Origin of the sequence: Duganella dendranthematis, from assembly GCF_012849375.1 — a bacterium.
Lineage (GTDB): Bacteria > Pseudomonadota > Gammaproteobacteria > Burkholderiales > Burkholderiaceae_D > Rugamonas > Rugamonas dendranthematis.
Genome location: NZ_CP051684.1, coordinates 4,008,574 through 4,032,826, shown reverse-complemented (window position 1 = coordinate 4,032,826; position 24,253 = coordinate 4,008,574). Strand labels below are relative to the sequence as shown.

Annotated in this window: 26 protein-coding genes; 15 read left to right on the top strand and 11 right to left on the bottom strand. The window is 63.8% G+C overall.

Annotated features, from left to right (window positions below):
* Positions 1-7: 7 nt before the first annotated feature.
* The 4 genes from HH213_RS18380 to HH213_RS18365 all read right to left on the bottom strand — a co-directional run bounded on the left by HH213_RS18380 (position 8) and on the right by HH213_RS18365 (position 2,822).
* Positions 8-832, bottom strand: coding sequence for a hypothetical protein (locus HH213_RS18380; protein WP_169113188.1), 825 nt, complete (start codon positions 830-832; stop codon positions 8-10).
* A complete protein-coding gene (locus HH213_RS18375; RefSeq protein ID WP_229263055.1) occupies positions 832-1,623 on the bottom strand; it encodes a hypothetical protein in 792 nt (263 codons plus the stop codon). The genes HH213_RS18380 and HH213_RS18375 overlap by 1 nt, the downstream gene beginning before the upstream one ends.
* 48 nt (positions 1,624-1,671) lie before the next feature.
* Positions 1,672-2,181: a DUF6160 family protein gene (locus tag HH213_RS18370; protein WP_110846978.1), complete on the bottom strand. Its 510-nt coding sequence runs from the start codon at positions 2,179-2,181 to the stop codon at positions 1,672-1,674.
* Positions 2,182-2,312: 131 nt separating this feature from the next.
* Positions 2,313-2,822: a DUF6160 family protein gene (locus tag HH213_RS18365; protein WP_110846979.1), complete on the bottom strand. Its 510-nt coding sequence runs from the start codon at positions 2,820-2,822 to the stop codon at positions 2,313-2,315.
* A gap of 436 nt (positions 2,823-3,258) precedes the next feature.
* Here HH213_RS18365 and HH213_RS18360 point away from each other — a divergent pair, with 436 nt between their 5' ends.
* Genes HH213_RS18360 through HH213_RS18335 form a run of 6 tightly spaced genes read left to right on the top strand, consistent with a single transcriptional unit; the run spans position 3,259 to position 8,858 of the window.
* Positions 3,259-4,026, top strand: a complete 768-nt coding sequence (locus HH213_RS18360; RefSeq protein ID WP_110846980.1) for a C39 family peptidase — start codon at positions 3,259-3,261, stop codon at positions 4,024-4,026.
* 38 nt (positions 4,027-4,064) lie between these two features.
* Positions 4,065-5,075 (top strand): transporter, encoded by a 1,011-nt coding sequence (locus HH213_RS18355; RefSeq protein WP_169113187.1) that lies wholly within the window; start codon positions 4,065-4,067, stop codon positions 5,073-5,075.
* Positions 5,075-6,673, top strand: a complete 1,599-nt coding sequence (locus tag HH213_RS18350) for an OmpP1/FadL family transporter (protein WP_169113186.1) — start codon at positions 5,075-5,077, stop codon at positions 6,671-6,673. Before HH213_RS18355 ends, HH213_RS18350 begins: the two co-directional genes overlap by 1 nt.
* A 16-nt stretch (positions 6,674-6,689) precedes the next feature.
* Positions 6,690-7,232, top strand: a complete 543-nt coding sequence (locus tag HH213_RS18345; RefSeq protein ID WP_169113185.1) for a DUF2059 domain-containing protein — start codon at positions 6,690-6,692, stop codon at positions 7,230-7,232.
* A complete protein-coding gene (locus tag HH213_RS18340) occupies positions 7,229-8,209 on the top strand; it encodes an AraC family transcriptional regulator (RefSeq protein WP_169113184.1) in 981 nt (326 codons plus the stop codon). Before HH213_RS18345 ends, HH213_RS18340 begins: the two co-directional genes overlap by 4 nt.
* Positions 8,181-8,858, top strand: a complete 678-nt coding sequence (locus tag HH213_RS18335; protein ID WP_169113183.1) for a cyclic di-GMP-binding domain-containing protein, MshE-related — start codon at positions 8,181-8,183, stop codon at positions 8,856-8,858. The genes HH213_RS18340 and HH213_RS18335 overlap by 29 nt, the downstream gene beginning before the upstream one ends.
* On the opposite strand, the gene HH213_RS18330 is transcribed toward HH213_RS18335, so the two are convergent.
* Together HH213_RS18330 and HH213_RS18325 are read right to left on the bottom strand one after the other, a co-directional pair.
* A complete protein-coding gene (locus tag HH213_RS18330; protein ID WP_169113182.1) occupies positions 8,839-9,081 on the bottom strand; it encodes a transcriptional regulator in 243 nt (80 codons plus the stop codon). The two genes, HH213_RS18335 and HH213_RS18330, sit on opposite strands and share 20 nt — an antisense overlap.
* 312 nt (positions 9,082-9,393) lie before the next feature.
* The gene (locus HH213_RS18325; protein ID WP_169113181.1) at positions 9,394-11,016 is read right to left on the bottom strand and encodes a M28 family peptidase; all 1,623 of its coding nucleotides are present in this window, start codon (positions 11,014-11,016) and stop codon (positions 9,394-9,396) included.
* Positions 11,017-11,112: 96 nt separating this feature from the next.
* Between HH213_RS18325 and gluQRS the strand changes: the two genes are divergently transcribed.
* The gene (gene gluQRS, locus HH213_RS18320) at positions 11,113-12,024 is read left to right on the top strand and encodes a tRNA glutamyl-Q(34) synthetase GluQRS (protein ID WP_169113180.1); all 912 of its coding nucleotides are present in this window, start codon (positions 11,113-11,115) and stop codon (positions 12,022-12,024) included.
* Between the two features lie 42 nt (positions 12,025-12,066).
* The gene (locus tag HH213_RS18315) at positions 12,067-13,560 is read left to right on the top strand and encodes a CYTH and CHAD domain-containing protein (protein ID WP_169113179.1); all 1,494 of its coding nucleotides are present in this window, start codon (positions 12,067-12,069) and stop codon (positions 13,558-13,560) included.
* A gap of 1 nt (position 13,561) precedes the next feature.
* Here HH213_RS18315 and HH213_RS18310 read toward each other — a convergent pair whose 3' ends face one another.
* From HH213_RS18310 to HH213_RS18300, 3 genes are all read right to left on the bottom strand, one after another.
* Positions 13,562-13,954, bottom strand: coding sequence for a hypothetical protein (locus tag HH213_RS18310; RefSeq protein ID WP_169113178.1), 393 nt, complete (start codon positions 13,952-13,954; stop codon positions 13,562-13,564).
* Between the two features lie 36 nt (positions 13,955-13,990).
* Positions 13,991-14,587: a LysE family translocator gene (locus tag HH213_RS18305; protein WP_169113177.1), complete on the bottom strand. Its 597-nt coding sequence runs from the start codon at positions 14,585-14,587 to the stop codon at positions 13,991-13,993.
* A gap of 101 nt (positions 14,588-14,688) precedes the next feature.
* A complete protein-coding gene (locus HH213_RS18300; protein WP_110846991.1) occupies positions 14,689-15,645 on the bottom strand; it encodes a LysR substrate-binding domain-containing protein in 957 nt (318 codons plus the stop codon).
* Positions 15,646-15,742: 97 nt separating this feature from the next.
* Between HH213_RS18300 and HH213_RS18295 the strand changes: the two genes are divergently transcribed.
* From HH213_RS18295 to HH213_RS18280, 4 genes are read left to right on the top strand one after another with little or no spacing between them, the layout of a single operon-like run.
* Complete coding sequence (locus HH213_RS18295; RefSeq protein WP_169113176.1) at positions 15,743-16,453, top strand: HAD family hydrolase; 711 nt, start codon at positions 15,743-15,745, stop codon at positions 16,451-16,453.
* A gap of 54 nt (positions 16,454-16,507) precedes the next feature.
* On the top strand, positions 16,508-18,049 hold the full coding sequence (locus HH213_RS18290) for a hypothetical protein (protein WP_169113175.1): 1,542 nt from the start codon (positions 16,508-16,510) through the stop codon (positions 18,047-18,049).
* A complete protein-coding gene (locus tag HH213_RS18285) occupies positions 18,046-18,591 on the top strand; it encodes a DinB family protein (protein WP_110846994.1) in 546 nt (181 codons plus the stop codon). The genes HH213_RS18290 and HH213_RS18285 overlap by 4 nt, the downstream gene beginning before the upstream one ends.
* Positions 18,592-18,607: 16 nt before the next feature.
* A complete protein-coding gene (locus HH213_RS18280; protein ID WP_169113174.1) occupies positions 18,608-19,951 on the top strand; it encodes a DUF3422 family protein in 1,344 nt (447 codons plus the stop codon).
* Here the strand turns inward: HH213_RS18280 and HH213_RS18275 are convergent.
* On the bottom strand, positions 19,941-20,774 hold the full coding sequence (locus HH213_RS18275) for an alpha/beta hydrolase (RefSeq protein ID WP_169113173.1): 834 nt from the start codon (positions 20,772-20,774) through the stop codon (positions 19,941-19,943). The two genes, HH213_RS18280 and HH213_RS18275, sit on opposite strands and share 11 nt — an antisense overlap.
* A 195-nt stretch (positions 20,775-20,969) precedes the next feature.
* Here HH213_RS18275 and HH213_RS18270 point away from each other — a divergent pair, with 195 nt between their 5' ends.
* Positions 20,970-21,716, top strand: a complete 747-nt coding sequence (locus HH213_RS18270; protein WP_229263054.1) for an alpha/beta fold hydrolase — start codon at positions 20,970-20,972, stop codon at positions 21,714-21,716.
* Complete coding sequence (locus HH213_RS18265) at positions 21,713-22,555, top strand: alpha/beta hydrolase family protein (RefSeq protein WP_169113171.1); 843 nt, start codon at positions 21,713-21,715, stop codon at positions 22,553-22,555. The genes HH213_RS18270 and HH213_RS18265 overlap by 4 nt, the downstream gene beginning before the upstream one ends.
* Before the next feature lie 6 nt (positions 22,556-22,561).
* On the opposite strand, the gene HH213_RS18260 is transcribed toward HH213_RS18265, so the two are convergent.
* Positions 22,562-22,933, bottom strand: a complete 372-nt coding sequence (locus HH213_RS18260) for a MerR family transcriptional regulator (RefSeq protein ID WP_110847527.1) — start codon at positions 22,931-22,933, stop codon at positions 22,562-22,564.
* 69 nt (positions 22,934-23,002) lie between these two features.
* Between HH213_RS18260 and HH213_RS18255 the strand changes: the two genes are divergently transcribed.
* On the top strand, positions 23,003-24,247 hold the full coding sequence (locus tag HH213_RS18255) for an NADH:flavin oxidoreductase/NADH oxidase family protein (RefSeq protein WP_110846999.1): 1,245 nt from the start codon (positions 23,003-23,005) through the stop codon (positions 24,245-24,247).
* Positions 24,248-24,253 lie beyond the last annotated feature (6 nt).

The window sequence follows — 24,253 nt, the reverse complement described above, 5'->3', positions numbered from 1 at the left end:
CCGCGCTTCATTGCTTGAACTTGATATCAAGATACTGGATCTGAATCGATCCAATGCGCGACGAGCCCAGATCCACCGTCGGCTGTCCCGGACTGACAAACGAGATATTGTCGACCGCAATGCTGCCCGCCGGCGCCTGGCCATTGCCATAACGCGCATCCGGCCAGTCGATGCCGATATGCAAACGCGGGCCCGACTCATCATTCAACGCATTGATTACCGCCGGCTGCGACGCCACATTGGCAATCGCCCACGTGCCGCCATCCGCACCGCCGATGTGGATGCCGCTCAATACCATCGCCTCGGTCGCGTCATCGCGCCCGCGCGGCTGGAACGACAGCTGCCCGATGTCCAGCTTCAGCGCCGCGCCAAACGCGATGCCGTCATTCACCTGTGGCGTGGTGAACTGCAGGCCGCCGCCCGTCAGCACCATATCCTTGACCACCACACTGCCCTGCTCGCGCACCACGCCATTGGCGCCGACGCCCCAGTCATACGCCATCTGCCAGCGCTGCTCGCCATTCGCGTTGACCGGAAAGGCGATGTTGATCACATCCGCCAGCCCCGGCGCACCGGGCACGATATCCAGCCGATACGGATCGGAAAACGGCAACAGGCTGTCGCTGCGCGACGCTGCGAATTTTTCCGCATACAGGCTGGCGCCGGTCGGCGTGGTGTAGGTGACGCGCGCATCGCCGCTCATCGCAAAGCCGTTCAGGTCGAAGCTGACGCCATCGCGCCCGCGCACCGACGACAACACGCTGTCGCTCAGCGGCTCCATCGCGCCGGCGGACGCAACCACCATCAACAACAAGCCAGGCAGCATCCGCATCAACGCCCCTTCGGCAAGTTGGGCGGCGTGATGCCGCTGGTGTTCAGCGCCTGCAATTTATCGCGCCAGTTCAGCCACACGCCGGCCTGCGCCGGATCGGACGCCGGCAAGCCCGCCGCTGTCGGAAATTGCACGGCCGTCTTCAGCATGGAGACCCAGAAATCCCGGCTGCCGCCGCTGGCGTCGCCGGCCGTCACGCCGCCCAGCTGCGCCAGCGACAGGCACGAGCCGCTGCACGCACCATCCCAGCGCTTGCCACCCAGGGCGTCGGTGCGCGAGTCGAGCACCAGCGCGCTGCCGTCGGCCGCCGTGCCGGTCACGCGCATCGAGCCGGACAGGGTCTTGATCTGCAAACCGATATCGCCGCTGATCGACTCAAAGCCAAAGCGCATGCCGATCGCCTCGCGCGAAGCGCCATCGGCCGCGTTCTTGTACACAAATTCGAAATAGGGATTGCTGATCTGCACCAGGCGCTGCGCGTCGGTGCCGTCGCTGCGGCCGAACTGCATCAGCGAGATGTCGAGATCGGCGCCGCCGCCGTTGCGCGGCGCGTAGGCGTACTGGCCCAACCGCATATTGCGCAGGTTGGCGCTCAGCGAAATATCCGCCTCCAGCGCGACCTTGCTGAAATCGTATCCGCCCAGGCTGGTATTGGTCATCGTGACGATGCCCTGTCCGTGAATGCTGGACAGTTCGTCTTCGCTCATGGGCTGCATCTGGGCCGTGGCCGCGTGCATGCCGCACAGCAGGGCCAGGCCCGGCAGCAGCCGGCGCAATGGAGGAAAAATCATGGAGGAAAACAGCGGCGGCTCCGGTAGGAACCGCCGTCGCTCAGCCAATTAGTGAGCGAAGATCCACACGGTGGTACCGCGCATATCGATCTGGTTCATGGCGACCGAGCCGAACGAAGCGGCGCTGTTGCCCATCTTGATCGCGTCGACCGACACGTTCAGGTAGTGACCATCCGCCACCACGCTTTGCGGGATGGCGATCTGCACCACGTCACCGCCGGTGGCTGGGTTGTAGAAGGTGCCTGGATTGGTCACGCCCGCGGCGCCGGCAGCCTGCAGGAACGAGGCTTTCGACAGGATGTCGATGTTGGCCGCGATCAGGCCGTTGACCTTGATGCCGTTGAACGATACCGAACCACCGCCCAGACCGTTGGCGTCCAGCGCATCGGTATCGGTGTACGTGAAGGAATCGATTTTGATGTTCAGGTTGGCGGCGATCGACACGCCATCCTGGCCGCTGACGGTGCTCAGTTCAGCGTCCTGGATCGGGGTCATGGCCGACGCCGAGAAGGCCAGGGTTGCCAGGGCTGCTGCGACTGCGGTTTTGATGATTTGCATGGAATCAGTCTCCTAAATATGTATGTTTGGGTTATGTTTTTTGGTTACCGCGACAACCATGTTAGGCCGCCGTTACTGCCAGCGCCATGACGCACCAAGCCAAGCTACATGCGTCACGAGCCGCCGCGCGATTAGTGCGCGAAGATCCAGACGGTGGTGCCGCGCATGTCGATCTGGTTCATCGCGACCGAGCCGAACGAGGCAGCGTTGTTGCCCATCTTGATGGCGTCAACCGACACGTTCAGGTAGTGACCATCGGCCACCACGCTTTGCGGAATGGCGATCTGCACCACGTCGCCGCCGGTGGTGGCGTTGTAGAAGGTGCCTGGATTGGTCACGCCGGCGGCGGTCGCCGCTGCCAGGAAGGAGTTGCGCGACAGGATGTCGATGTTGGCAGCGATCAGGCCGTTGACCTTGATGCCGTTGAACGACACCGAACCGCCGCCCAGGCCGTTGGCGTCGAGCGCATCGGTGTCGGTGTAGGTGAACGAGTTGATCTTGATGTTCAGGTTGGCGGCGATGGAGACGCCGTCCTGGCCGCTGACGGTGCTCAGCTCGGCATCCTGGATCGGGGTCATGGCCGAGGCCGAGAAAGCTGCGGTGGCGAGGGCGGCGGCCAGAATGGTTTTGATGGTCTGCATGTGGGTATCTCCGGTTGTGGTTGGTTTTTTTCGTAAAACTCTTAATATTTGACTATTAATTAAAAACAATCTTATGAGTCGTTGCCGCCACGGGTCCAGTTCGTCGCGCTGACCGCCAAAGCCAACCGCTTGGCCCCGGGAGCCAGCAGAGCGACGCGGCGGTTGCTGCACTGTTGCGCGCGATAGCATAAGTTGCAGAAGAAAACCTAGAGTCACATTTCTAAAAAAGTAGCTGCGATGGCAAGCCCAAACATGCGTTAATAAATTACAAAAATGAAAAGACGAGTTGCCGCTTAAATAAAGCACGACCGTACTAATCTAGAATAACGGAGACAGCATGAACACAACAACGGGGCGCCCGACGCCTCTGGGCGGAGCGCACGCCAGCGCTACGCAAGCCGACACGTTTTCGCGCGCCCGCGTAAGAGGCTAGCCCATGCTGATGCTATTGCTGGGTGTGGTCGCCGTGCTGATCGGCGGCGCCGGTGTCATGTCGCGACACGAACCGCAGGACCGGCCCAAGAGCCAGTTCGAGATGCCGCAAACGCAGTTGGGCGGCGGCGGCTACGTGCAGTCGGTGCAGATGGAGCCGTTCTCCGAACTCAAGTACAAACACATCGTCCGTCAGGCGTTCGACTACAGCTGCGGCTCGGCGGCGCTGGTCACCATCCTCAACTACCACCTGGGCGTGATGGTCAACGAGCAGCAAGCCATGGAAGGCATGCTGGACAAGGGCGAGAAGGACAAGATCATCGAGCGGCGCGGCTTTTCGCTGCTCGACATGAAGCGCTACGTCGGCTCGATGGGCCTGTCCGGCGCCGGCTTCAAGGCCGAGATCAAGGACTTGCAGACACTGACCGAGCCGGCCATCGTGCCGATCGACTATGCCGGCGCCAAGCACTTCGTGGTGCTGCGCGGCATCCGCGACGGTGTGGTCTACCTGGCCGATCCCTCGGCCGGCAACATCGTGTTTTCGGTCGAAGAGTTCGCCCGCTGGTGGGACAAGAACACCCTGTTCATCATCTCGCCGGCCAAGGGCCAGGCGCCGCTCGGCCAGCTGGCCCTCAACGACCAGGAACTGGGCGTGGTCGACATGGACCGCGTGACCGGCAAGGGCCGGCAGGAAGCGCTCAGCAACAGCGCCCTGCTGCTGATGCGCGCCGTCAATTCCGGCGCGGCCGGCACCTGGATGCACCGTAACTAACCCCTCCCCAGCGCACTCACTCTCACAAGGAAGCCGATATGATGTTCCGTACCACTGCTATTGCCGTCGCCGTTGCGCTGACCGCGACCTCTGCCCTCGCCCAACAAACGCCCCCTGCGGCCACCGCCACCACCGCCGATGCGCGCGACGCGCTGGCCAAGAAGGAAGGCGAAGGCGACCAGAGCGCGCTGCTGAAACAGACGCTGACCGCCGTCGACAAGCAATACTCGCTAATCCGCACCGGCCAGATCGCGCTGAACTATGACCTCAGCTACAGCTACGTCGGCGAAGAGCGCATCGTCACCGACATCGCCAACGGCAACGCCACGCTGTTCAACATCGAAAACAACAACTCGCACACGGTCACCAACACGCTGTCGGCCGACTACGGCCTGCGCGACAACCTGACCACCAACGTTACGCTGCCGCTGATCTCGCGCTATGCCGACACGGCGGCGCGCAGCGGCATGTCCAATTCGCTCGGCGACATCAGCGCCGGCGTGCGCTGGCAGCCGTTCGAGGCGCGCCGCGACACGCCGAATCTCACCGTGGTCAGCAACGTCCGCCTGCCGACCGGCCGCAGCCCGTTCAAGATCATCGCCGGCACCGGCGAAGCGACCGGCAGCGGCGTCGGCGCGCTGACGGTCGGCCTCAACGTCAACAAGATCGTCGACCCGGTCGCGCTGTTCGGTTCGCTCAACTACACGGTCAGCGCGCCGGCCAAAGACCTGTGGCAGATCAACGGCTCGCGCATCCTGACGCGTGTGCAGCCCGGCAGCAGCTTCGGTTTCGGCGTCGGCTTCGCCTATGCGCTGTCGTACGGCATCTCGACCACGGTGTCGTTCCAGGAAGCGATTTCGGCCGGTTCCAAGCTGCGCTTTGCCGACGGCCTGGAGGCCAAGACGCACATGCAGACTTCGGGCATCCTCAACCTGGGACTGGGCTACCGCATCTCACCCAAGACCACGGTCAATTTCTCGGTCGGCATCGGCGTCACGCCGGATTCGCCTAACCTGGTGGTCGGCATGAACATTCCGCTGAGCCTGTAATGATGCGCCGTCTCGCCATCGCCGCCGCCGTGGCCTGCGCGTTTGCTGCGCCGGTCCATGCTGCGCTGACCGAAAACCTGACCACCAGCGTGGTGGCCATGGCGATGGGCAATGCCGTGACGGCCGATCCGCCCGGCATCCAGTCGATCCACTTCAACCCGGCCGGGCTGGCGCGGCTGACCGGCGACAGCGAAAGCATCCACAACTTCGTGGCGTCGATCCGCACCAGCGCCAGCTTCACGCCCGGCCAGGGTTTCGACGTCGGCGGCTGGCGCGACGATCCGCTGTCCAACACCTCCACCGGACCGGTGCGGCAGATCATGTACGTGCCCGGCTACGGCATGCCGGGCTGGCGCTTGCCGGCGGTGGCCGTGCCCGGCATCGGCATGGCGTGGAACAAGGCCGGCTCGCCGTGGACCTTCGCCACCGACAGCTATATGGCGCAGGCGATGAGCCTGGACCGCACCACCGATCCCAACGATCCTGGCCAGTACCAGGGCCGGCAGTTGCAGATCCAGCGGCTGGTGTACGCCGCGCCGTCGGTCGGCTACAAGTATTCGGACACGCTGCGCTTCGGCGTCTCGGTGCCGATCGCGCACGCGGCGTTTGTGGTCGACACCAACATGCGCTTCCCCAACGAATTGCTGGGCGTGTTCGGCCAGCTGCAAAAAGGCTGGTGTCCGGAAGACGGCGGCAACATCATCGACGTGTTCGGCTTTGGCGTGTGCGGCGGCGGCAAGGACGGCATGGTCAGCCCGTTCAAGAAGGCGGCCAATATGCGGGTGGAGCTGACCGCGCCGTTCGACCCCACCATCAACTTCGGCGTGCTGTGGGAACCGTCGCCCAAGCTGGCGATCGGCGCGGTCTACCAGGGCGGCTCGAAAACCCACTACACCGGCAACTACGTGTTCACCACCGATCCAATGTTGCGCAACTTTGTACGCGGCATGAACGCCAGCCTGCTGGGACCGATCGCCGGCGCGGTGCTGGGCTTTCCGTCGTCGATTCCGGCCGAGCAGAAGGGCAATATGAGCGCGACCATTCCTTTCCCTGCCCACCTGCAAGTCGGCATCAAGCTCAAGCCGGTGAAATACATCCAGCTGAACGTCGACGCCAGCTATGCCCGCTGGAGCGAATGGGATGCGCTGCGCTTCCAGTTCGACCAGAGCGTCAAGCTGCTGGAGGTGGCGCGGCTGTACGGGATTCCGGACTCGGGCAAGCTGGTGATCCCGCGCGGCTACAAGAGCGTGGTCAACTTCGCTTACGGGCTGCAACTGAATCCGATCGACCGGCTGTCGATCCGGCTCGGCTTCGAGCCGCGCAAGAGTTCGGTCCCGACCGACAAGATCGATCTGCTGGCGCCGCTGCCGGACACCCGGCTGCTCAGCGCCGGCATCGGCTTCAAGCTGAACAAGAATACCGACATCAACATCACCGGTTCGTACATGACCGGCAAGTTCAACGCACCGGCCAATACCAGCTGCAATATGAACTGCAACACCTTCCTCAACATCATCTACAACCCGTACGCGGGACAGGACGTGCGCGGCGACATCCACGTCCGTTATTTTGGCTTTGAAATCAACAAGCGTTTCTGATCTGGAGGAGCACATCATGAGAAAAATAAAACATCACCTGGCCTTGCTGACGTTGAGCGCGGCTTGCCTGCACGCGCACGCGGCGCCGGTCTCGGCGTCCAAGCAGGCGCTGGTGGACCACGTGCTGAAGCTGTGGAACATCGACAACATCGGCCAATCGATGCTGCAAGTGCCGGTGGCCGACGCCGTGCAGCAGGCGCGCGCCATGCTGCAAGGACGCGCCGCAGCGGACAAGCGCGACGCGGCCATGACCGACATCGTCGGCGAAGCCAAGCAGTTCATGAACGAGGCCACGCCGATCACCCGCGCCAGCGCGGACAAGCTGATTCCCATCACCATCGCGCCGATGCTGGCCGAACGCTACACGGAAGAAGAGCTGAAGCAGCTGATCGCCATCCTGGAGTCGCCGGTCAAGAAAAAGTTTGAAGCCATGCTGCCGGAAATGCAGAAAACCCTGGGCGAAGGCGTGGCGACCGACACCCGCGCGGTAATCGATCCCAAGCTGCAAGGGTTGAAAGAAAAAATCGGCCTGCGCCTGCGCGCTGCGGTCACGCCATGACGTACTCTTCCGCCCTGCATCTGGTGCGCGGCGTGAAATCACGGCTGGCGCAGTCCGGCGTGCAGGCCGATGCGCTGTTCCAGCAAGCCGGCCTGGACGAAGGCGACGGCCTGGCGTGCGATGCGCTGACGCTGTCGGACAAACTGAGCCACCTGTGGGAACTGCTGGTGGCGCAGTCGGGCGATCCGCTGATCGGCCTGAAAATCTCGGCGCCGCACCGGCTCGGCTGGCTGGGCGTGATGGGCCACATCATGCTGGTGTCGCCGACGGTGCAAAGCTCGATCGAGCGCTTCCAGGGCCACACCCGCGTTGGCCTGCTGCTGCCCGGTGCGCGGCGCGAGGTGCCGCAGCAGCGCTACGACTTCGTCTGGTGCGTGCTGTTGCGCTCGCTACGCTGCGCCGCCGGCCGCGACGACGTGGCGCCGGTGGTGGTGGAATACGCGTTCCCCGAACCGGCCAACGCCCGCGCCTATGAAGACACCTTCGGCTGCCCGGTGCGCTTCGCCATGCCGCACAACGTCATGGAATTTTCCGATACCGACCTGGTCGCCGCGCTGCCCGCCACTCCGCCGCTAATCAACGGCGGCGGCGAACAGGTACTGGCCTCGCTGGCGGCGGCCGAACCGCCAACCTTCAGCGCCAAGGTGCAGACCTTGCTGGCCAGCCTGCTGCCGAAAGGCCCGCCGCACCGGGACGACGTCGCCGCCCAGATGATGATGAGCGAACGCACCTTGCAGCGCCGGCTGGCCGAAGAAGGCACCAGCTTCACCAACCTGGTCGACGACACCCGGCGCGAACTGGCGCGGCAATCGCTGAGCGCGGGCGAGCTGTCGCTGAAGATGCTCAGCTTCCAATTGGGCTTCTCGGAGCCGAGCGCATTTTACCGGGCATGCAAACGCTGGTTCGGCATGGCGCCGTCGGACATCCAGCATAAAAAAGGAGACAGCCATGGGATGGCTAACAAACAATCAGAATAAATCGCTGCTGGGTCAGCTGCTGGTCAAACAGAAGCTGATTACCGAGGACCAACTGGCCAGCGCGATCGCGCTGCAACGGCAGACCGGCCAGCGGCTGGGCGACATCTTCGCCGAGCTCAACCTCATCACCCACCAGCACATCGAAGACGCACTGCGCAAGCAACGACGGCTGCGGTTGGCGGCAGCCATCGCCACCTCGCTGCTGGCGCCGATGGAGACCTACGCCGCCACCGCGTTGCCTGCGGCAGCCATGAGCTCCAGCGCCCCCGCTACCCGTGCGCTGCGCGCGCTGAGCGAAGAAGAACTGGGCGACACCTCGGCGCAGGGCTTGAGCGACGACCTGGTCAACGCCGTCAAACACGCCAGGAGCAACAACCTGGAAGTCGTGGGCGACATCAGCAAGCTACTGAATCCGGTGCTGGGTTTCCTCGAAGCCGACACCAGCATGAAAAACGTCGTCTACGACGCCAGCAGAGCCGCCGCCACGCTCAACAAGGACGGCAGCCTGACGCTGAACCTACCGTCATCGATCGGCGAAATCGCCTTCAACAACATCCGCGTGCGTGGCACCGAAGGCAGCAGCTTCGGCAGCATCTCGATCAAAGGCATCGACCTGACCGGCACCACCATCACCCTCGGCTTTCATTAGGCGCGATGGAGAGCTGCATTCCCATATGATCGACGACGGCGAGCAGCATTTTTAACGATGTTGTCTCGCCTTCAATACCGAAGGCGAGCCACATTTGGCGCAAAGTGACATCCAGTTCAGCCGCATTACCGTCAGACAGAACGCTGCGCAACAATTCAGTCGCGTAGGCGTGATCTGCTGCCAGTAGCTCCGCCATCGCCGTATCATGGTCCCGGTCTCTCATATCGTGCCTCTTTGTTTCCAATCCTGCCAGTGTGAACAGGCGCGGGCTACAGAGATCCGCAACTCCTACACGCCATCCCGGCAATAATGGTGATCGCCAAAATTGCCGCCCACAAGCCGATTCAGGCGGCGCGTAATGCTTACGCGCGCTTGCCTGTCGCGCAGACGCGATAGTCAGACGCTCACTTCGTCCTGGCCGCTGGGAGACAGATAATGCCTGATCCTGTAGCTCATTTTTGTTCATGCACGATACGGTGTCAATCCTGACACCGTATCCGCTGCATGAACTCAGCTACTTAGGCACATCAACAGATCACTTCGCGTTGCGCGGGACGGCGAAGGCGTCGCCGGCTTTCCACTCGGGGAGCTTGGCGGCGTTGGCGATCAGGCGGCCGAGGTTGAGCGTGTATTGGGCCGTCTGCACCATGCCCGACAAGTCCCAGCTCGCATCGTATTCGTCGCTGACCTGGTGGTAGCGCTTGCCGTAGGCCTGCGCCTTGGCTTTCGCCGCTGCCGGATCTTTGATGTAGTCCCGGCCCGATTCGATCGAGAACGCCGGCACGCCATTTTTCGCAAAGTTGAAGTGGTCGCTGCGGAAATAGCCACCGGCGAGATCCGGCTTGGCGGCCGCGATCTGCATGCCCATCGCTTTGGCTGCCGTCTCGGCCAGCTTGCCCAACTCGGTACGTTCGCTGCCTTGCGTGCCGATGTCGCGCGTGGCGCCGACGAAGTTCAGGCTGTCCAGATTCAGATTGGCCGCCGTCCTGGCCAATGGCCACAGCGGCGACGAGGCGTAGGCGGCGCTGCCCAGCAATCCCTGCTCTTCAGCCGCTACCCACAGAAACATCTGGCTGCGCTTGGCCGGCACGCGTTGCGCTTCCGCCGCCATCGCCAGCAGGGCCGCCGAGCCGGAGGCGTTGTCTACCGCGCCGTTGAAAATCGTGTCTCCCGTATCGCCCTGCTTGCCCAAGTGATCCCAGTGCGCGCTGTAAATAACCACTTCATCCTTCAGCTTGGGATCGGTGCCCGGCACCACTGCCGCCACGTTAAATTGTTCGACCTTGCGCACCGCCGCCTTCATTTCGCCGTTCAGCCTGGCGGCCAGCGGTACCGGCTTGAAGTCCTTTTTCTCGGCAGCCGCGCGCAATGCATCCAGATCCTGTCCGGCCGCAGTGAACAGCGCGCGCGCCGTGTCGTCCGTCATCCAGCCTTGCAGCTGGGTTCCCAGCGTGCCGGCCGCCAGCTGGAAGCGCTCGACGCCCGACCAGCTGTTCTGGATCACGCTCCAGCCGTACGACGCCGTCGGCGTGGTATGAATCAGCAGCACACCGGCCGCGCCCTGGCGCTGTGCTTCTTCAAACTTGTAGGTCCAGCGGCCGTAGTACGTCAGGCCCTTGCCGTTGAAACGGTTCGGCTGCTCGGCGGTCGGCTGCGGGTCATTGACCATCATGACCAGGATCTTGCCTTTGAGGTCCATGCCCTTGTAATCGTTCCACTGTTCATCCGGTGCGGTGATGCCGTAACCGACGAACACCAGGTCCGCATTGAAGCTGTGCACTGCGGTTGCATCGCCTGGCGAAAACACCCAATCCTTGCCGAAGGAAATGTCGAGCGGCTTGCCGCCCGCTTCCAGCTTCAGCGTGCTGTCGGCCGGCTGCGTCTTGACGCCCGCGATCAGCACCGGCTGGCGGAAGCTGTTGCCGTTGCCCGGCTTCAGTCCCAGCGCCATGGCTTGCGCTTCCAGATACGCCACCGTCAGGTCGCCGCCGCGTTGACCGGTGCCGCGGCCTTCCAGCAAATCGCTGGCGAGAAACTGCAGATGCGCGCGCAACGGCGCTTCCTGCACCACGGCAGTTTTGCCGGCGTCGGCAGCGTAAGCGGGAAATGCCAGCGCCAGGCTCATGGCCAGCGCGGATGCTACGTAGGAGGTCTTCATTGTTGTGATGTCCTGGTCAGTGGTGAGTGCGGTTTTTCCGCGCGCACATTGTATGCGATTTGCAATCGCAACCGACCACCGCGTTAGAATGGCGGCATGACTGCACGCACTTCCTACATCGGCCGCTTTGCGCCGTCGCCTACCGGCCCTCTGCACATCGGTTCGCTGGTGGCGGCCATGGCCAGCTATCTCGACGCAAAAGTCCATCACGGACAATGGCTGGTGCGCATCGAGGACGTCGACGTCGGCCGCAACGTGCCCGGCGCTGACGAACACATTCTCGCCTCACTGCGACGCTGCGGCATGCACTGGGACGGCGAGGTCACCTGGCAAACCCAACGCTATACGCTGTACCAGCAGGCCATGGAGCAACTGGGCGACCTGGTCTATCCCTGCGGCTGCTCGCGCCGCGAAATCGCCGATTCGCAGCTCAATCTGACCGGCCAGCAAGCGCAGGCGCTGATCTACCCCGGCATCTGCCGCGACGGCCTGGCGCCGGGCAAAGTCGGCCGCGCGTTGCGCCTGAAAGTGCCGCAAACGCCGCACTGCGTGCTCTCCTTCGAGGACCGCTGGGCCGGCCATTACAGCCAGGATCTGACCGCCGAGGTCGGCGACTTCGTGCTGCACCGGGCTGACGGCTACTGGGCCTACCAGCTGGCGGTGGTGGTGGACGACGGTGCGCAAGGCATCACCGACATCGTGCGCGGCGCCGACCTGCTCGATTCCACGCCGCGCCAGCTGTATTTGCAACAGGTGCTGGGCCTGCCGCAGCCGACCTATCTGCATGTGCCGGTGGTGGTCAACGACGTCGGCGAAAAGCTGTCCAAGCAAACCGGCGCGCAAGCCTTCGATACCGGCGCCGATCCGCAGGTTCTGCTGCGCGACGCCATGCTGCCGGCCGCCCGCTTTCTCAGCCTGGATATACAGGCGGAAACGATCGATGCCTTCTGGCGCGACGCCACGCCTGCCTGGGCGCAACTTCTGCAAACCCTGCCGCGCCAGCCTTGAAACGGTGCGCCGTATCTCATCATTTTTTCGTACACTGAACCGATGGAAGTCGAACTCAAACTCCTGCTGGCGCCGGAACACAACGAGCAAGTACAGCATCATCCGCTGCTCGGCGAGCCCACGCGCGTGCAGCAACTGACGGCGCGCTATTTCGACACGCCCGATCTGCACCTGCTGCGCCACGGCGCCGGCCTGCGCGTGCGCAAGGTCGATGGCGAATGGATACAGACCATGAAGGCCGGCGGCAGCGTGCAAAGCGGCTTGCATAGCCGCAATGAATGGGAAGGCGTGGTCGACCGCTCGTGGCCGCGTCTCGGCAAGCTGCGCAAGCTGATCGGCGACGATCCGCAATGGCTGGCCGTGCTGGACGAGACCAACCTCAAGGAGCGGCTGGAGCCGCTGTTTCTGGTGGACGTGCAGCGTCACATATGGGATCTGGAAATCGACGGCAATCGCATCGAAGTGGCGCTGGACGTCGGCCACATCGAGCGCAAGACGCAGCGCGTGCCGGTCAACGAAATCGAACTGGAATTGAAGGACGGCGATCCGGCCGGGCTGTACGCGTTTGCATTGCAGCTACTGGAAGACATCCCGCTGCGCATCAGCAACATCAACAAGGCCCAGCGCGGCTACCAGCTGGTGCGCGACACCGGCCAGGCGCCATTCCGCGCAAGGGCGCTGGAGCTGGACGCCGACGCCACGCTGTCCGATGCGCTGCCGGCGGTGCTGGGCAACTGCCTGGAGCACATCCAGCGCAATGAACAGGCCGTCATCGACAGCGACGATCCCGAAACGCTGCACCAGATGCGCGTCGGCGTGCGCCGCCTGCGGTCGGCCATCAAACTGTTCGACCCGGTGGCGCCATGTCCGCCGGCACTGCAAGAAGACATCAGCTGGCTGGGCACGGTGCTGGGCGCCGCGCGCGACTGGGACGTGATGCTGACCTCCACGCTACAGCACATCGACGCCTCCCCCGGCGGCCAGCACAGCCTGATGGAGTTGCAATCGCTGGCGCAGCAGACCGCGCAAGCCAAGCGGCGCGAGGCTGCGCAAGCCTTGCTGTCGCCGCGCTACACCAAACTGATGCTGACACTGGGGTCATGGATGCTGCAAACCGCGCCGTTGCTGAATGGCTCGGCCGCGCAGTTCTCGCGCCAGACCTTGCAGCAACTGCACAAATCGCTGCTGAAGCGCGCGGCCCGCATGAACGACAGCGATCCGGCCAGCGCGCACCGCACCCGCATCGCCGCCAAGCGCGGCCGCTACGCGCTGGAGTTCTTCCACGCGCTGTATCGCGACAAGGGCACGCGCACCTATCTGAAAGCGCTCGCCGCCGCGCAGGAAGAACTGGGGCAGCACAACGATCTGGTGGTGGCCGACCGCCTGCTGCAAGAACTGGCGCAGCAGCACCCGCCAGCCGACGGCGCGATCCAGTTCGCGCGTGGCTACCTGGTGGCGCAGCAGCTGATGCAGCCGGCCGACCTGAATGCCATCAGCAGCCGCCTGCACGCGCTGCGCTTGCCGCACACGCGCTGAATCAGCGGCGGGACGGCTTGGAGGTCACGGTCCAGCTCAGCGTGCCCTTGCACTTGGCCTGCTGCACGGCGGCTAGAGCATCATCCGCTTCGGTGCTGGCCTGCGCGTATTCCTTTTGGCCGGAGATCTTGAAGTGCAGCGCCGGCAAGGCCGAACTGGCGGTCTTGGACAGGGTCGGCGCAAAGCCGCGCTCCGTCAGGATCTTGCGGCAGGCGTTCATGCCGGTCAGCTCCTCCCCTTCCAGCTCGATGCTGAAGATCCAGCTTTCCACATAGCCGCGCGCGGCGCGGTCTGCTTCCGGCAACATCAGGTTGGATGGCACGGTAATGGCGGCGGCGCCGGCGGCGGCAGACAGCAAGGTGGCGCTCAACGCCAGCGCAATTCGACGATACATGGGCACTCCCTAAAAATCCGGTAAAACGCTATGGTATCAGGCCAGCAGCGGATACAGGGTGGCCACCAGCGCCAATGCCATTACCACGTTAAAGATGCGCACCGAGCGCGGATTTTGCAGCACCCGGCGCATGGCCACGCCGAACAGGGCCCAGCAGCCGACACAGAAGGTGCCGATCACGCCAAACAGGCCGGCCAGCAGGCCCGCGTCGCCCGCGCCGAAGCCTTGCGGCAGATAAGTGGTCAGCGCCGTCAGCGACATCACCCAGGCCTTGGGGTTAATCCACTGGAAGGCAGCGGCGTTCCAGAAGCCCATCGGCTTGGACAGCGCGGCCTCGTTGGTGGTCATCGGCGCCGCGTGCGCCAGCTTCCACGCCAGCCAGAGCAAATAGATCGCGCCGCCGTATTTGAGGATGATTTGCAGCATAGGCACCTGCTCGAACACCGCATGCAGTCCCAGTCCCGTGGCAAAAATCATGAAGGAAAAACCGCAGGTAATGCCGAACAGATGCGGCAGCGAACGTACAAAGCCGTAATTCAGGCCGGAGGCCAGGATCATGGTGTTGTTCGGGCCGGGCGTGATGGAGCTGACGGCAACAAAGGTACACAGGGGCAGCAACAGTTCGGGCGACATGACGGTATCCGTTCGTAAGGTGTGCTTGCATTGTACGGTGAAGTGTACTGGCATTGACCAGTACACTTTCACAAACAGTCGCCACCACTGTATAGGCAACTTTACCGGTACGCGGCCGGACGCTTGCGCAGCTGCTTGTAGAAGCTCTCCAGTTCCTTGCGCACCAGCTCCTGGCCGTTTTCGATGACGAAGTCCTGGAACGAGGCGGCCACCTTGGGAATCGGCTGGTCGGTCAGGTGCATGATATGCCAGTCCGCTTCCACCGGATTGTGCGCCATCGGCAGCATGGCCAGCAAGCCGGTTTCGAATTCCAGTCCGCAGGCGTGGACCGACAGGAAGCCGACGCCCAGCCCTGCCGACACCATGCGCTTGATTGCCTCGTTGCTGGACACCTCGGAGCCGAATTCCGCCGCGTGGCCTTCCTCGCGCAGCAGCTTTTCCACCGCCGTGCGCGTGCCCGAGCCGCGTTCACGCACCAGCAGGTTCGCCGCCATCACGTCGTTGAGCGTGATTTTTTTCTTCTTCATCAATGGATGCGACGGGCTGGCGACAAAAGCCATCGGGTGGCGCGCGAAGCGGGCCGCGTTGGTGCGCAGCTCGCGCGGCGGCGTGCCCATGATGGCCAGTTCGATCTCGTGCCGCGCCAGCATGTTGATGATCTCCGTGCGGTTGCCCACCTGGAGCTTGAGGCGCACGTCCGGCCGCTTGAGCGTGAACGGCACCAGCAACGGCGGCAGCAGGTGCTCCGCCGTGGTCACCGCGCCGATGCGCAGCGTACCGGAGGTGACGCCCTGCAGCGCCGCCAGTTCGTCCGTGGCCTGCTCCCACAAACGCAGGATGCGCTCGGAGAAGTCGGCCATCACCTCCCCCGCCGCCGTCAGCTGGATGTTGCGGCCGTCCTTGCGCGTCAGCGCCATGCCGGTGATCTCTTCCAGCGTGCGCAATTGAAGCGAGACCGCCGGCTGCGTGAGGTGCATGGCGTCCGCCGCGCGCGACACGCTCTCGTGCCGCGCCACCAGGACCAGCGACTGCAACTGGCGAAAACTGACGTGATGCATAAGCATTCCTTATTAATTATCCAGAATCTTTAATTTTTCTTTTGCCGATTGTACCTCTATATTGAAGCCTATCTGACATCATTAAGGGGAGCGTGGCATGAGCATCGACGTGATCTTCCTGGGCCTGGACGGCGTTTTGTTCGACACCGAGGCCCTGCACCTGGCAGCCTGCAACGCGGCGTTTGCCAACGCCGGCCTGTCTCTCCGATGGACGTTGCCGGCGCTGCGCGCAGCCGCCGCCAGACATGGCTACGCCCGCGCCATCGGTTCCGCCGTCGCCACGCCGCCCCTGTCGCGCGACAAGCAGCGCGTGGCAGAACTATTCCAAGACAAGCACCGCGAGTTTCATCAGGCGATCCTGTCGCGTCCACCGCAGGCGCAAGCCGCCGCGCTGACACTGATTGAAGACGCGGCAGCCGCCGGCTGCAAAATCTGCATCCTGACCGACCTGCCGGCGCCCGCCACCGGCGCGCTGCTGGAGCGTTACTTCGGTGCCGACGTCACCAGTTTGTTCAGCGTGGTCGCCGGCGCCGCCAGTTTCGACGGCCCGGCCGGCACCGGCCCGTATGCCTACGCGCTCAACGCCATGGGCGTGCAGCCGCAGGACGCCATCGTCATCGACACCGCCGTGCCGGCCCTGCGCGCCGCCGCCGATGCCGGCCTGTGGACCGTCTCGGTAGCGCCTTACGGCACCGACGTGGTGCGGCCACGCCAGTTCATCACCTTCGACGCCCTGCATGAATTGCAGGCCAGCCCGTACACGCCGGATCAGCAACGCCCGGCGCCGGGCCTGCACAAGGCAGCCTGAAAGGCCTCCCTTCGCGGAGGTTTCAACGCTGCCAAACCGGCCTATAATCAGGTTATGACAACGATATCCTCCCTCAACCGGACCACGCCAGCCGCCGCCACTTCGGCCGCCGCAGGCGTCAACACGTCCGCGTCCACGTCCAGCGCCACCGGCAAGGCAGGCAATGGTTCATCCACTGTAGTGTCGCTGGGTGCCAACGGCGCGGCGCCGGTGTCGACCAAGGCGCTGGTGTGGGAAAACCGCACCCGCAGCACCTCCGCCACCCTGATGGCGCAGAACATGGACAACGAATCGCTGGCCGGCCGGCTCAAGGGCCTGGGCAGCGAGCTGCTGAAACAGGTGGCCTACGACGGTGCGAACTTCTCGCAAACGGCGCAGGTGGCGCCCGGCGGCACCCAGGCCGATACTTACGACATGCTGGTGTCGCCGTCGCAGGTGTCGCAGCACGGCATGGGCGACAACCAGATTTCGCTCAGCATCACCACACGCAGCGGCACCAAGGTGGAACTGAAGCTGGATGCCGGCGACGGCAGCATCGCGGTGGAAGCCACCGTGGACGGCGACCTCACCGAGACCGAGCGCAAGGCGCTGGGCAAGCTGTCGGACGCCTTCCAGAAATCGATCGACGGCCTGACCGAAGACCCGCCGCGCATCGACCTGGCCGGCCTGACGCAATTCGACAGCAGTGCGCTGGCGTCGGTGGACCTGAAGGGCCAGGTCAAGATCAACGCCAAGGACACGCAAACGCTGGCATTCCACGCCGATAACAGTCAGCGCACGGTCAGCTTTAACGGTCCGGCGGGCAGCGCCAAAATCGGCGTGGACCTGAGCCAGTCCGCCAGCTGGGGCAGCAAGGAACAGCAGGCCATCGCGTTGAAAAATTATCTGGGCCAGGTAGACGAAGCGGGTGCGCGCGGCCGTGGCGACAGCACCATGATCGCCATGTTCAAGGACGCCTTCACCGGCATGAACAGCGACTACGGCACGCCGCCCGCCGCCGCGCCGCAAAGCATCGCACTGGAAGACCAGGACCGGGCCATGACCACCGGCCTGGCCGACTTCACCGCCTCATTCGCCCAGACCGAGGTGCCGTCCAATCCCGCGCGCCCGTCGGAGAAGGATACGTTCTCCTACGAGCTGTCGCAGAAGACCAGCATCACCGGCACCTCGCAGATGAATCGCGGCATCTCGCAACAGCAGCAGTCGCACCTCAACGCGCACTATCACGCGCCGGTGAAAGCCGGCGCCGTACTGGCGCTGACGTTGGCGCCGCAATCGCAGAACTACAAGTACATCACCATCGACGACACGGCCAGCAGCAGCACCAGCATCGGCTACGATCAGGGTGTGCTGACCACGGCCACGCTGGAGAAGCACGCACACCACTTGATGGGCGTAAAGCAGTTCAGCCTTGGCAAAATGCAGAGCAACCAAAGCACGCCATCCGACAACTCGCTGACGCGCGACCTGGTGAACACGCTGGAGCCGGAGCGCGTCGGCGAGCCGAGGCTGAACGGATCTCAGCGCACGCAAATGCTGGAAGCGCTGAACAGCCAGATCTTCCTGCAATCGAACCCTAACCTGATTACTGCATGACGACACCCGCGTACTTCGCCCTGCTGGCCCGTTACAACGCCGGGATGAACCAGAACCTGTACGACGCCGCAGCCAGGCTGCCGGCAGGCGAATTCACGGCCGACCGGAAGGCGTTCTTTGGCTCGCTGGCCGGCACGCTGAATCACCTGCTGGCGGCTGACACCATCTGGCTCAAACGATTCAGCACGCACCCGGCGCAGTTCCCGGCGCTGCAAGCGACGCAGGCGCTGGCCCAGCCTTCCGGCCTGACATACTCCTTCGGCGACGATCTGTCCGCGCTACGTACCTACCGCGCCACGCTGGATGCCATCATTACTGACTGGATACCGCAGATCAGCGACGCCGACCTGGCCCACACCTTCGAGTACCGCAGCACGCGCGGTGACGTCTACCGCAAGGAGTTCGGACTGGTGCTGCTGCACTTCTTCAATCACCAGACCCACCATCGCGGCCAGGCCAGCACCTTGCTGACGCAGGCCGGCGTCGATATCGGCGTTACCGACTTGCTGCTGTGGGTGCCGGACATACCACCCATTATTTAGTTTTTTAAGGACCTTCATGTCGCTCGCCTATCGCGCCAACGCCGATTTCGCCAAGCTGAATCATCCGATGCGGGTACCGCTGTCTGCGGAGATTCATTCGCGCCCGTTCCTGCATTTGCAGGCGCCGGAAAGCCTGACGCACTTCGCGCTGTACCTGCAACAGGACCAGCCCTCGCGCCTGAATCACCGCGCCAGCCAGCACCAGATCCTGGAGCAGCTGTGCCTACACTATGGCGTGGCGACACCGCATCCTCAGGCGCGCTACTTCTTTCATGATTTCGGCCGCTTCCGCCTCAAGTGGGAATGCCACACCGAGTTCGCCACTTACACCTTCGTCGAACCCGGCGAGCCAGGCCTGGACTGCCGCGCTTCGTTCGAGCGCATGCCGCTGCAGCACGTGCCGCAGGAATGGCTGGCGGGCCTGAACGGCAAGATCATCGTCGCCGCCCACGTCCTGCTGTGCAAGGACGACAGCAGCGACGACAGCTTCGCCGAAGGCATCCGCGATCTGTTCCAGGGCAAGTCGCTGGTGGGCAGCAGCACCGGCGGCAATGCGGAAGTGTGGACCGACTTCCTGATCCAGCCGGATGGCTTCAGCCGCTTCGTGGTGCGCGACCAGCGGCTGCGCGAATTCCAGCCCGGCCGCCTGGTCGGCCGCCTGCTGGAAATCGAGACCTACCGCATGATGGCGCTGCTCGGCCTTCCGCAGGCGGAAGCCACGCAGCCGGACCTGAGCAGCATCGAGAACGAGCTGGCGACGCTGACCGCGACGCTGGTCAACGATGCAGGCAACGAGGACCAGGATCTGCTGGCGCGCATTACCGGCCTGGCTGCACGGGTGGAGAAAATCTCGGTCAACAATGGCTACCGCTTCGCCGCCTCGCAGGCTTACTTCAACCTGGTACAGGCGCGCATCACGGAGCTGCGCGAGATCCGCATCGAAGGCACGCCGACGCTGGCGGAGTTCATGGGTCGCCGCCTGGCGCCGGCGATGAACACCTGTACCTCGGTGGCGCAGCGGCAGGAAGCGCTGGCCAAGCGTATCGCCCGCAGCAATGACCTGCTGCGCACACGCGTCGGCATCGAGCAGGAACAGCAGAATCGCAGGATCCTGCAATCGCTGGACGCGCGCGCGGCCCAGCAACTGCGCATGCAACAGGCGGTCGAAGGCCTTTCGGTGGCGGCTATCTCGTACTACACATTGGGATTGGTGGGCTATGTGGGCAAGGCGCTGAAGGCCGGCAGTGTGCCGGTGAATCCGGACCTGGTGACCGGCATCGCCGTGCCACTGGTGATCGGCGCCGTGTGGCTAGGCCTGCGCCGCCTGCATCACCAGCTATCAGGCAGCGCTAAGCACTGAAGCGGCTCACCAGGAAACTGGCGATGCGCGTCTGGGTCGATTCCAGATACGGGATATTCAGGTGATCGGAGTCCGGCACGGTTTCGTCGGCGTGCAGCGTACCCAGTTTCTGCACCAGCATGTCGGTGTGCGAGTGCGGCACAATGTCGTCCACCGCCGCACGGAGCACATAGGCAGGCGCCTTGATCTGCTCCGCATACTTCACCGACTCGAATTTATGCTGGAGGAAGTAGTCCACCGGCAGCGTCTTGAACTTGCGCTTGGCCAGCGCCAGGATCGAATCGTAGGGCGTGATCAGCACGATGGAATTGGCATCGCGCTCCATCGCCACCTGCACCGCCACGCCGGAACCCAGGCTGCGGCCGACGACGGCAATCCGCTTCGGATCAACGTGATGGCGCTCGCTCAGCCAGTCGAACAGCATGCGGCCGTCTTCGACAAAGTGTGCTTCGGCCGGATCGCCGTGCGAATCGCCGTAACCGCGGTAGTTCACCGCCAGCACCGCCATGCCGGGGAACAGCTTGCCGGCATCGCGCGCCACCCACGACACTTCTTCCGAACGGCCACCGAAGTAGACCACGCCCGGATGCGGCCCCGCCACCGGCGGCGTCATCAACCAGCCCGACAGGCGCGTTCCGTCCTTGGCGCGCACCACGATAGGCCGGGTGCGGTGCCCAGAACTGTAAGGCTTCAGCACTTCACGCCTGCTGCCCAATGGATTAAACAGTATCCGCTTTTGATTGGCGGCCACCGCTGCGGTCAATCCCATCCAGAGCACACTGACGATGCCTGCCAGGCCCGCGACTTTTTTAGAATGATTCATAGTTCCTACTCTACTCTTGTCCCACGATGCCGCCATACGCGTATCGTACAAAATTTGCAGCGGCGTGGTATAGACCACACATGGAGGCGATTGTCTCTTTCTCAAGGTAGATAGCGCAACCCGGTATAATCTGCGCTTCGCTTTTTTCATGATTCGCTGACAATGAAACCTGCTGTCGTCCTGCTGCATAGCTCCATGAGTTCCAAGTCCCAATGGCAGTCGCTGACCGCGCAACTGGGCGATGACTACCGCTGCATCGCGGTCGATTTGCAGGGTTACGGCGCTTCGCCCTTCCCGGCCGACGCCGGCGCCGATTATGTGCACACACTCGCGCACGAGGTGGACGCGGTGATCGCCGCCATCTCGTCGCGGCTGGAACCGGGCGAAGCGTTTCACCTGGTTGGCCATTCCTTCGGCGGCGCCTGCGCGCTGCGCATGGCGCGCCGCATGCCGCAGCGCGTGCAGTCGCTCACGCTGTTCGAGCCGGTGGCCTTTCACCTGCTGCCGGCAGCGCATCCGGCCAAGGCGGAAATCGTCGGCGTGGTCGAGCGCATCAAGGCCAGCGCCACCGACCGCGACGCCACCCGCATCTTCATCGACTACTGGAACCGCGCCGGCGCCTTCGACGCTGCGCCGGAAAGCGCGCAAGCCAAGATGGCGGCGCAAATCGCCAAGGTCAAGCTGGACTTCCAGGCACTGCTGGGCGAACCGGCAACGTTGGACGATCTGTCCATGTTGACAATGCCGTCGCTGGTGATGGCCGGCGCGCGCAGCCCCGCCTCCACCCGCCTGCTGGTCGAACAACTGGGCGTGTCGCTGCCCAACGCCAGCGCGCTGACCACGCCGACCGCCCATATGGGACCGATCACGCATGCCGATGTGGTGAATCCGCTGATCGTCAACTTCCTGAGCGGCGCCGAAGTCGTCGCCGAGCAGCCATGATGCGCCGCCTAGCATCCACCGTCGCCGCTATCGCCATGAGCGCTTCCACCTTCTTGGCGCACGCCGGAGAACACAACGTCACCATCGCGCCGGACGTCAGCGGCGCCTGGGTCACCCCGGACGGCGCGTGGGATGGCCGCACCGTGCTGTTCCTGCACGGCTTTGCCGACGACATGAACGGCGCCGGAGACCTGAGCAAGCGCATGTCGGCACGGCTGGCGCAAATGGGCATCGCCTCCCTGCGCGTAAACTTCCGTGGCGAAGGTGACCGCAACCGCAGCGACATCGAATCGACGCTGGACTCGCGCCTCGCAGACACTGAGGCGGCATATGCCTTCCTGCAGAAGCAGCCGGGCGTGCAGCCGGCGCACAGCGCGGTGCTGGGTTGGAGCCTGGGCGCCACCACCGCCATCGTCACCAGCGGCCGGCATCCACAGTGGTTCCGCAGCATGGTGCTGTGGTCTTCGCCGAGCGGCGACCAGTGGCAGCAGATGGCCTCCTCGCCGCTGGCGCAGAAAGCGCTGCGCGACGGCGTCGCCAGCGAGGACGTCAAGGGCTGGAAACGCATCACCACCAAGCGTGAGTTTTACGAAAGCTTCCGTGGCGTGAACCTGGACCAGTCGTTGCCGAAATATCCGGGCGCCTTTCTGACGATACGCGGCAGCGGCGACTTTCTGCCGCAAGCCGATGCGCAGATGCTGAAACTCGTTGGCGGCAAGCCTGCGGAAGCAGCACTGATCGGCGGCGCGGACCACATCTTCAACGTCTTCGCGCCAGGCAGCAGCGCTGCGCAGCGCGTCATGGACCTCACCGCCGACTGGCTGGCGCGTACGCTGTAAGCGCGCTCACAGGCTCGCAGGGCATTCGCGCTTCTCCCACGTCGCCTGAATTTTCTGTTTGGTGTCGAGCAGCGCCGCGCGCTGCTCGACCAGGGCCTGCATCATATGGTCGATATCCACAAGACGGGCATCGAGATTGCGCATCAAGCCTTCGTGCAGCGCCGATCCCTCCAGCGCAACCACCGCGCGGATGGCTTCCAGCGTAAAGCCAAGCTGCTGCCCTACCTGAATAACGTGAAGGCGCTCCATCGCACCCTCGTCATATGCGCGGTAGCCATTTTGACCACGCTGCGCCTTGGGCATCAGGCCCGCCTTCTCGTAGTACCGGATTGCCGACGCCGCAATACCTGAACGTTCGGCCAATTCGCCTATCTTCATTTTTCGCTTGACCTTAAAGTGAACTTCAATCTTAGCATGCCTCATCTCCTTCACTCATCTGGACGTGACATGCTGTTTTCTCCACTCTCCCTGCCAAACGGCAGCATCCTGCGCAACCGCCTCGCCAAAGCCGCGATGGAAGAAGGCATGGCCGATGCCGGCCAACTCCCCGGCGGCGCCATTCACCGGCTGTACCAGCGCTGGGCACAAAGCGGCGCGGCCCTGCTCATCACCGGGAATGTGATGATCGACAGCCGCGCCTTGACTGGCCCCGGCACCATTGCGCTGGAAGCGGGCACGCCGCTGGCGCCGTTCGCCACATGGGCACAGGCAGCACGCCAGCATGGCGCGCAGATCTGGATGCAGATCAGCCATCCGGGCCGGCAGGTGATGGCCAATCTGGGCGGCCTGGCGTGGGCGCCGTCCGCCGTGGCGCTCGACCTGGGCAAGCACAGTAAATTGTTTGCCCAGCCGGTCGCCATGACTGCGGCCGACATCGCGGAAGTCATCCGGCGCTTTGCCGATACCGCATCCGCCGCCGAACAGGCGGGTTTCAATGGGGTGGAAATCCATGCCGCCCACGGCTATCTGCTGTCGCAGTTCCTGTCGCCGCTGACCAATCGCCGCGATGATGAATGGGGCGGCAGCTTGCGCAACCGCGCGCGTCTGCTGCTGGAGGTGATCCGTGCGATCCGGGAGCGCGTGGCGCCGGGCTTCAGCGTCGCCGTCAAACTGAATTCCGCCGACTTCCAGCGTGGCGGCTTTTCGGAAGATGATGCGCGCGAGGTGGTACTGATGCTGAACGAGCTGCCGGTGGATCTGATCGAGCTGTCTGGCGGCAGTTACGAGAGCCCGGCGATGCAGGGCCGCACAGCCGATGGCAGAACGCTGGCGCGGGAAGCCTTCTTCCTGCAGTTTGCAAAAGAACTGGCCACCGTCGCGCGCATGCCGTTGATGACCACCGGCGGTATCGCACGCCAGGTGATCGCGGAGGAAGTGGTCAAGAGCGGCGTGGCCATGGCGGGCATTGGGACGGCGCTATCGGTCGTGCCGGACTTGCCGCATCAATGGCAGACCGGTGCCACGCCATCGGCGACAACACCGCCGCTCAACTGGAAAGACAAGGCAATGGGCAGCCTGGCGGCGATGGCGCTGGTCAGGCGGCGGCTGCGCGCCTTGAGCGATGGCAGCGCGACGAACGACGCCGATGGCGAACGTTATAATCCGCTGTTCACGCTGATCATCGATCAGCTACGTGCCGCCTTGCAGGCAAGGCGTTATCGCAAATGGCGCTCGCGGACCGCGCCAGTTTGAGCGCCC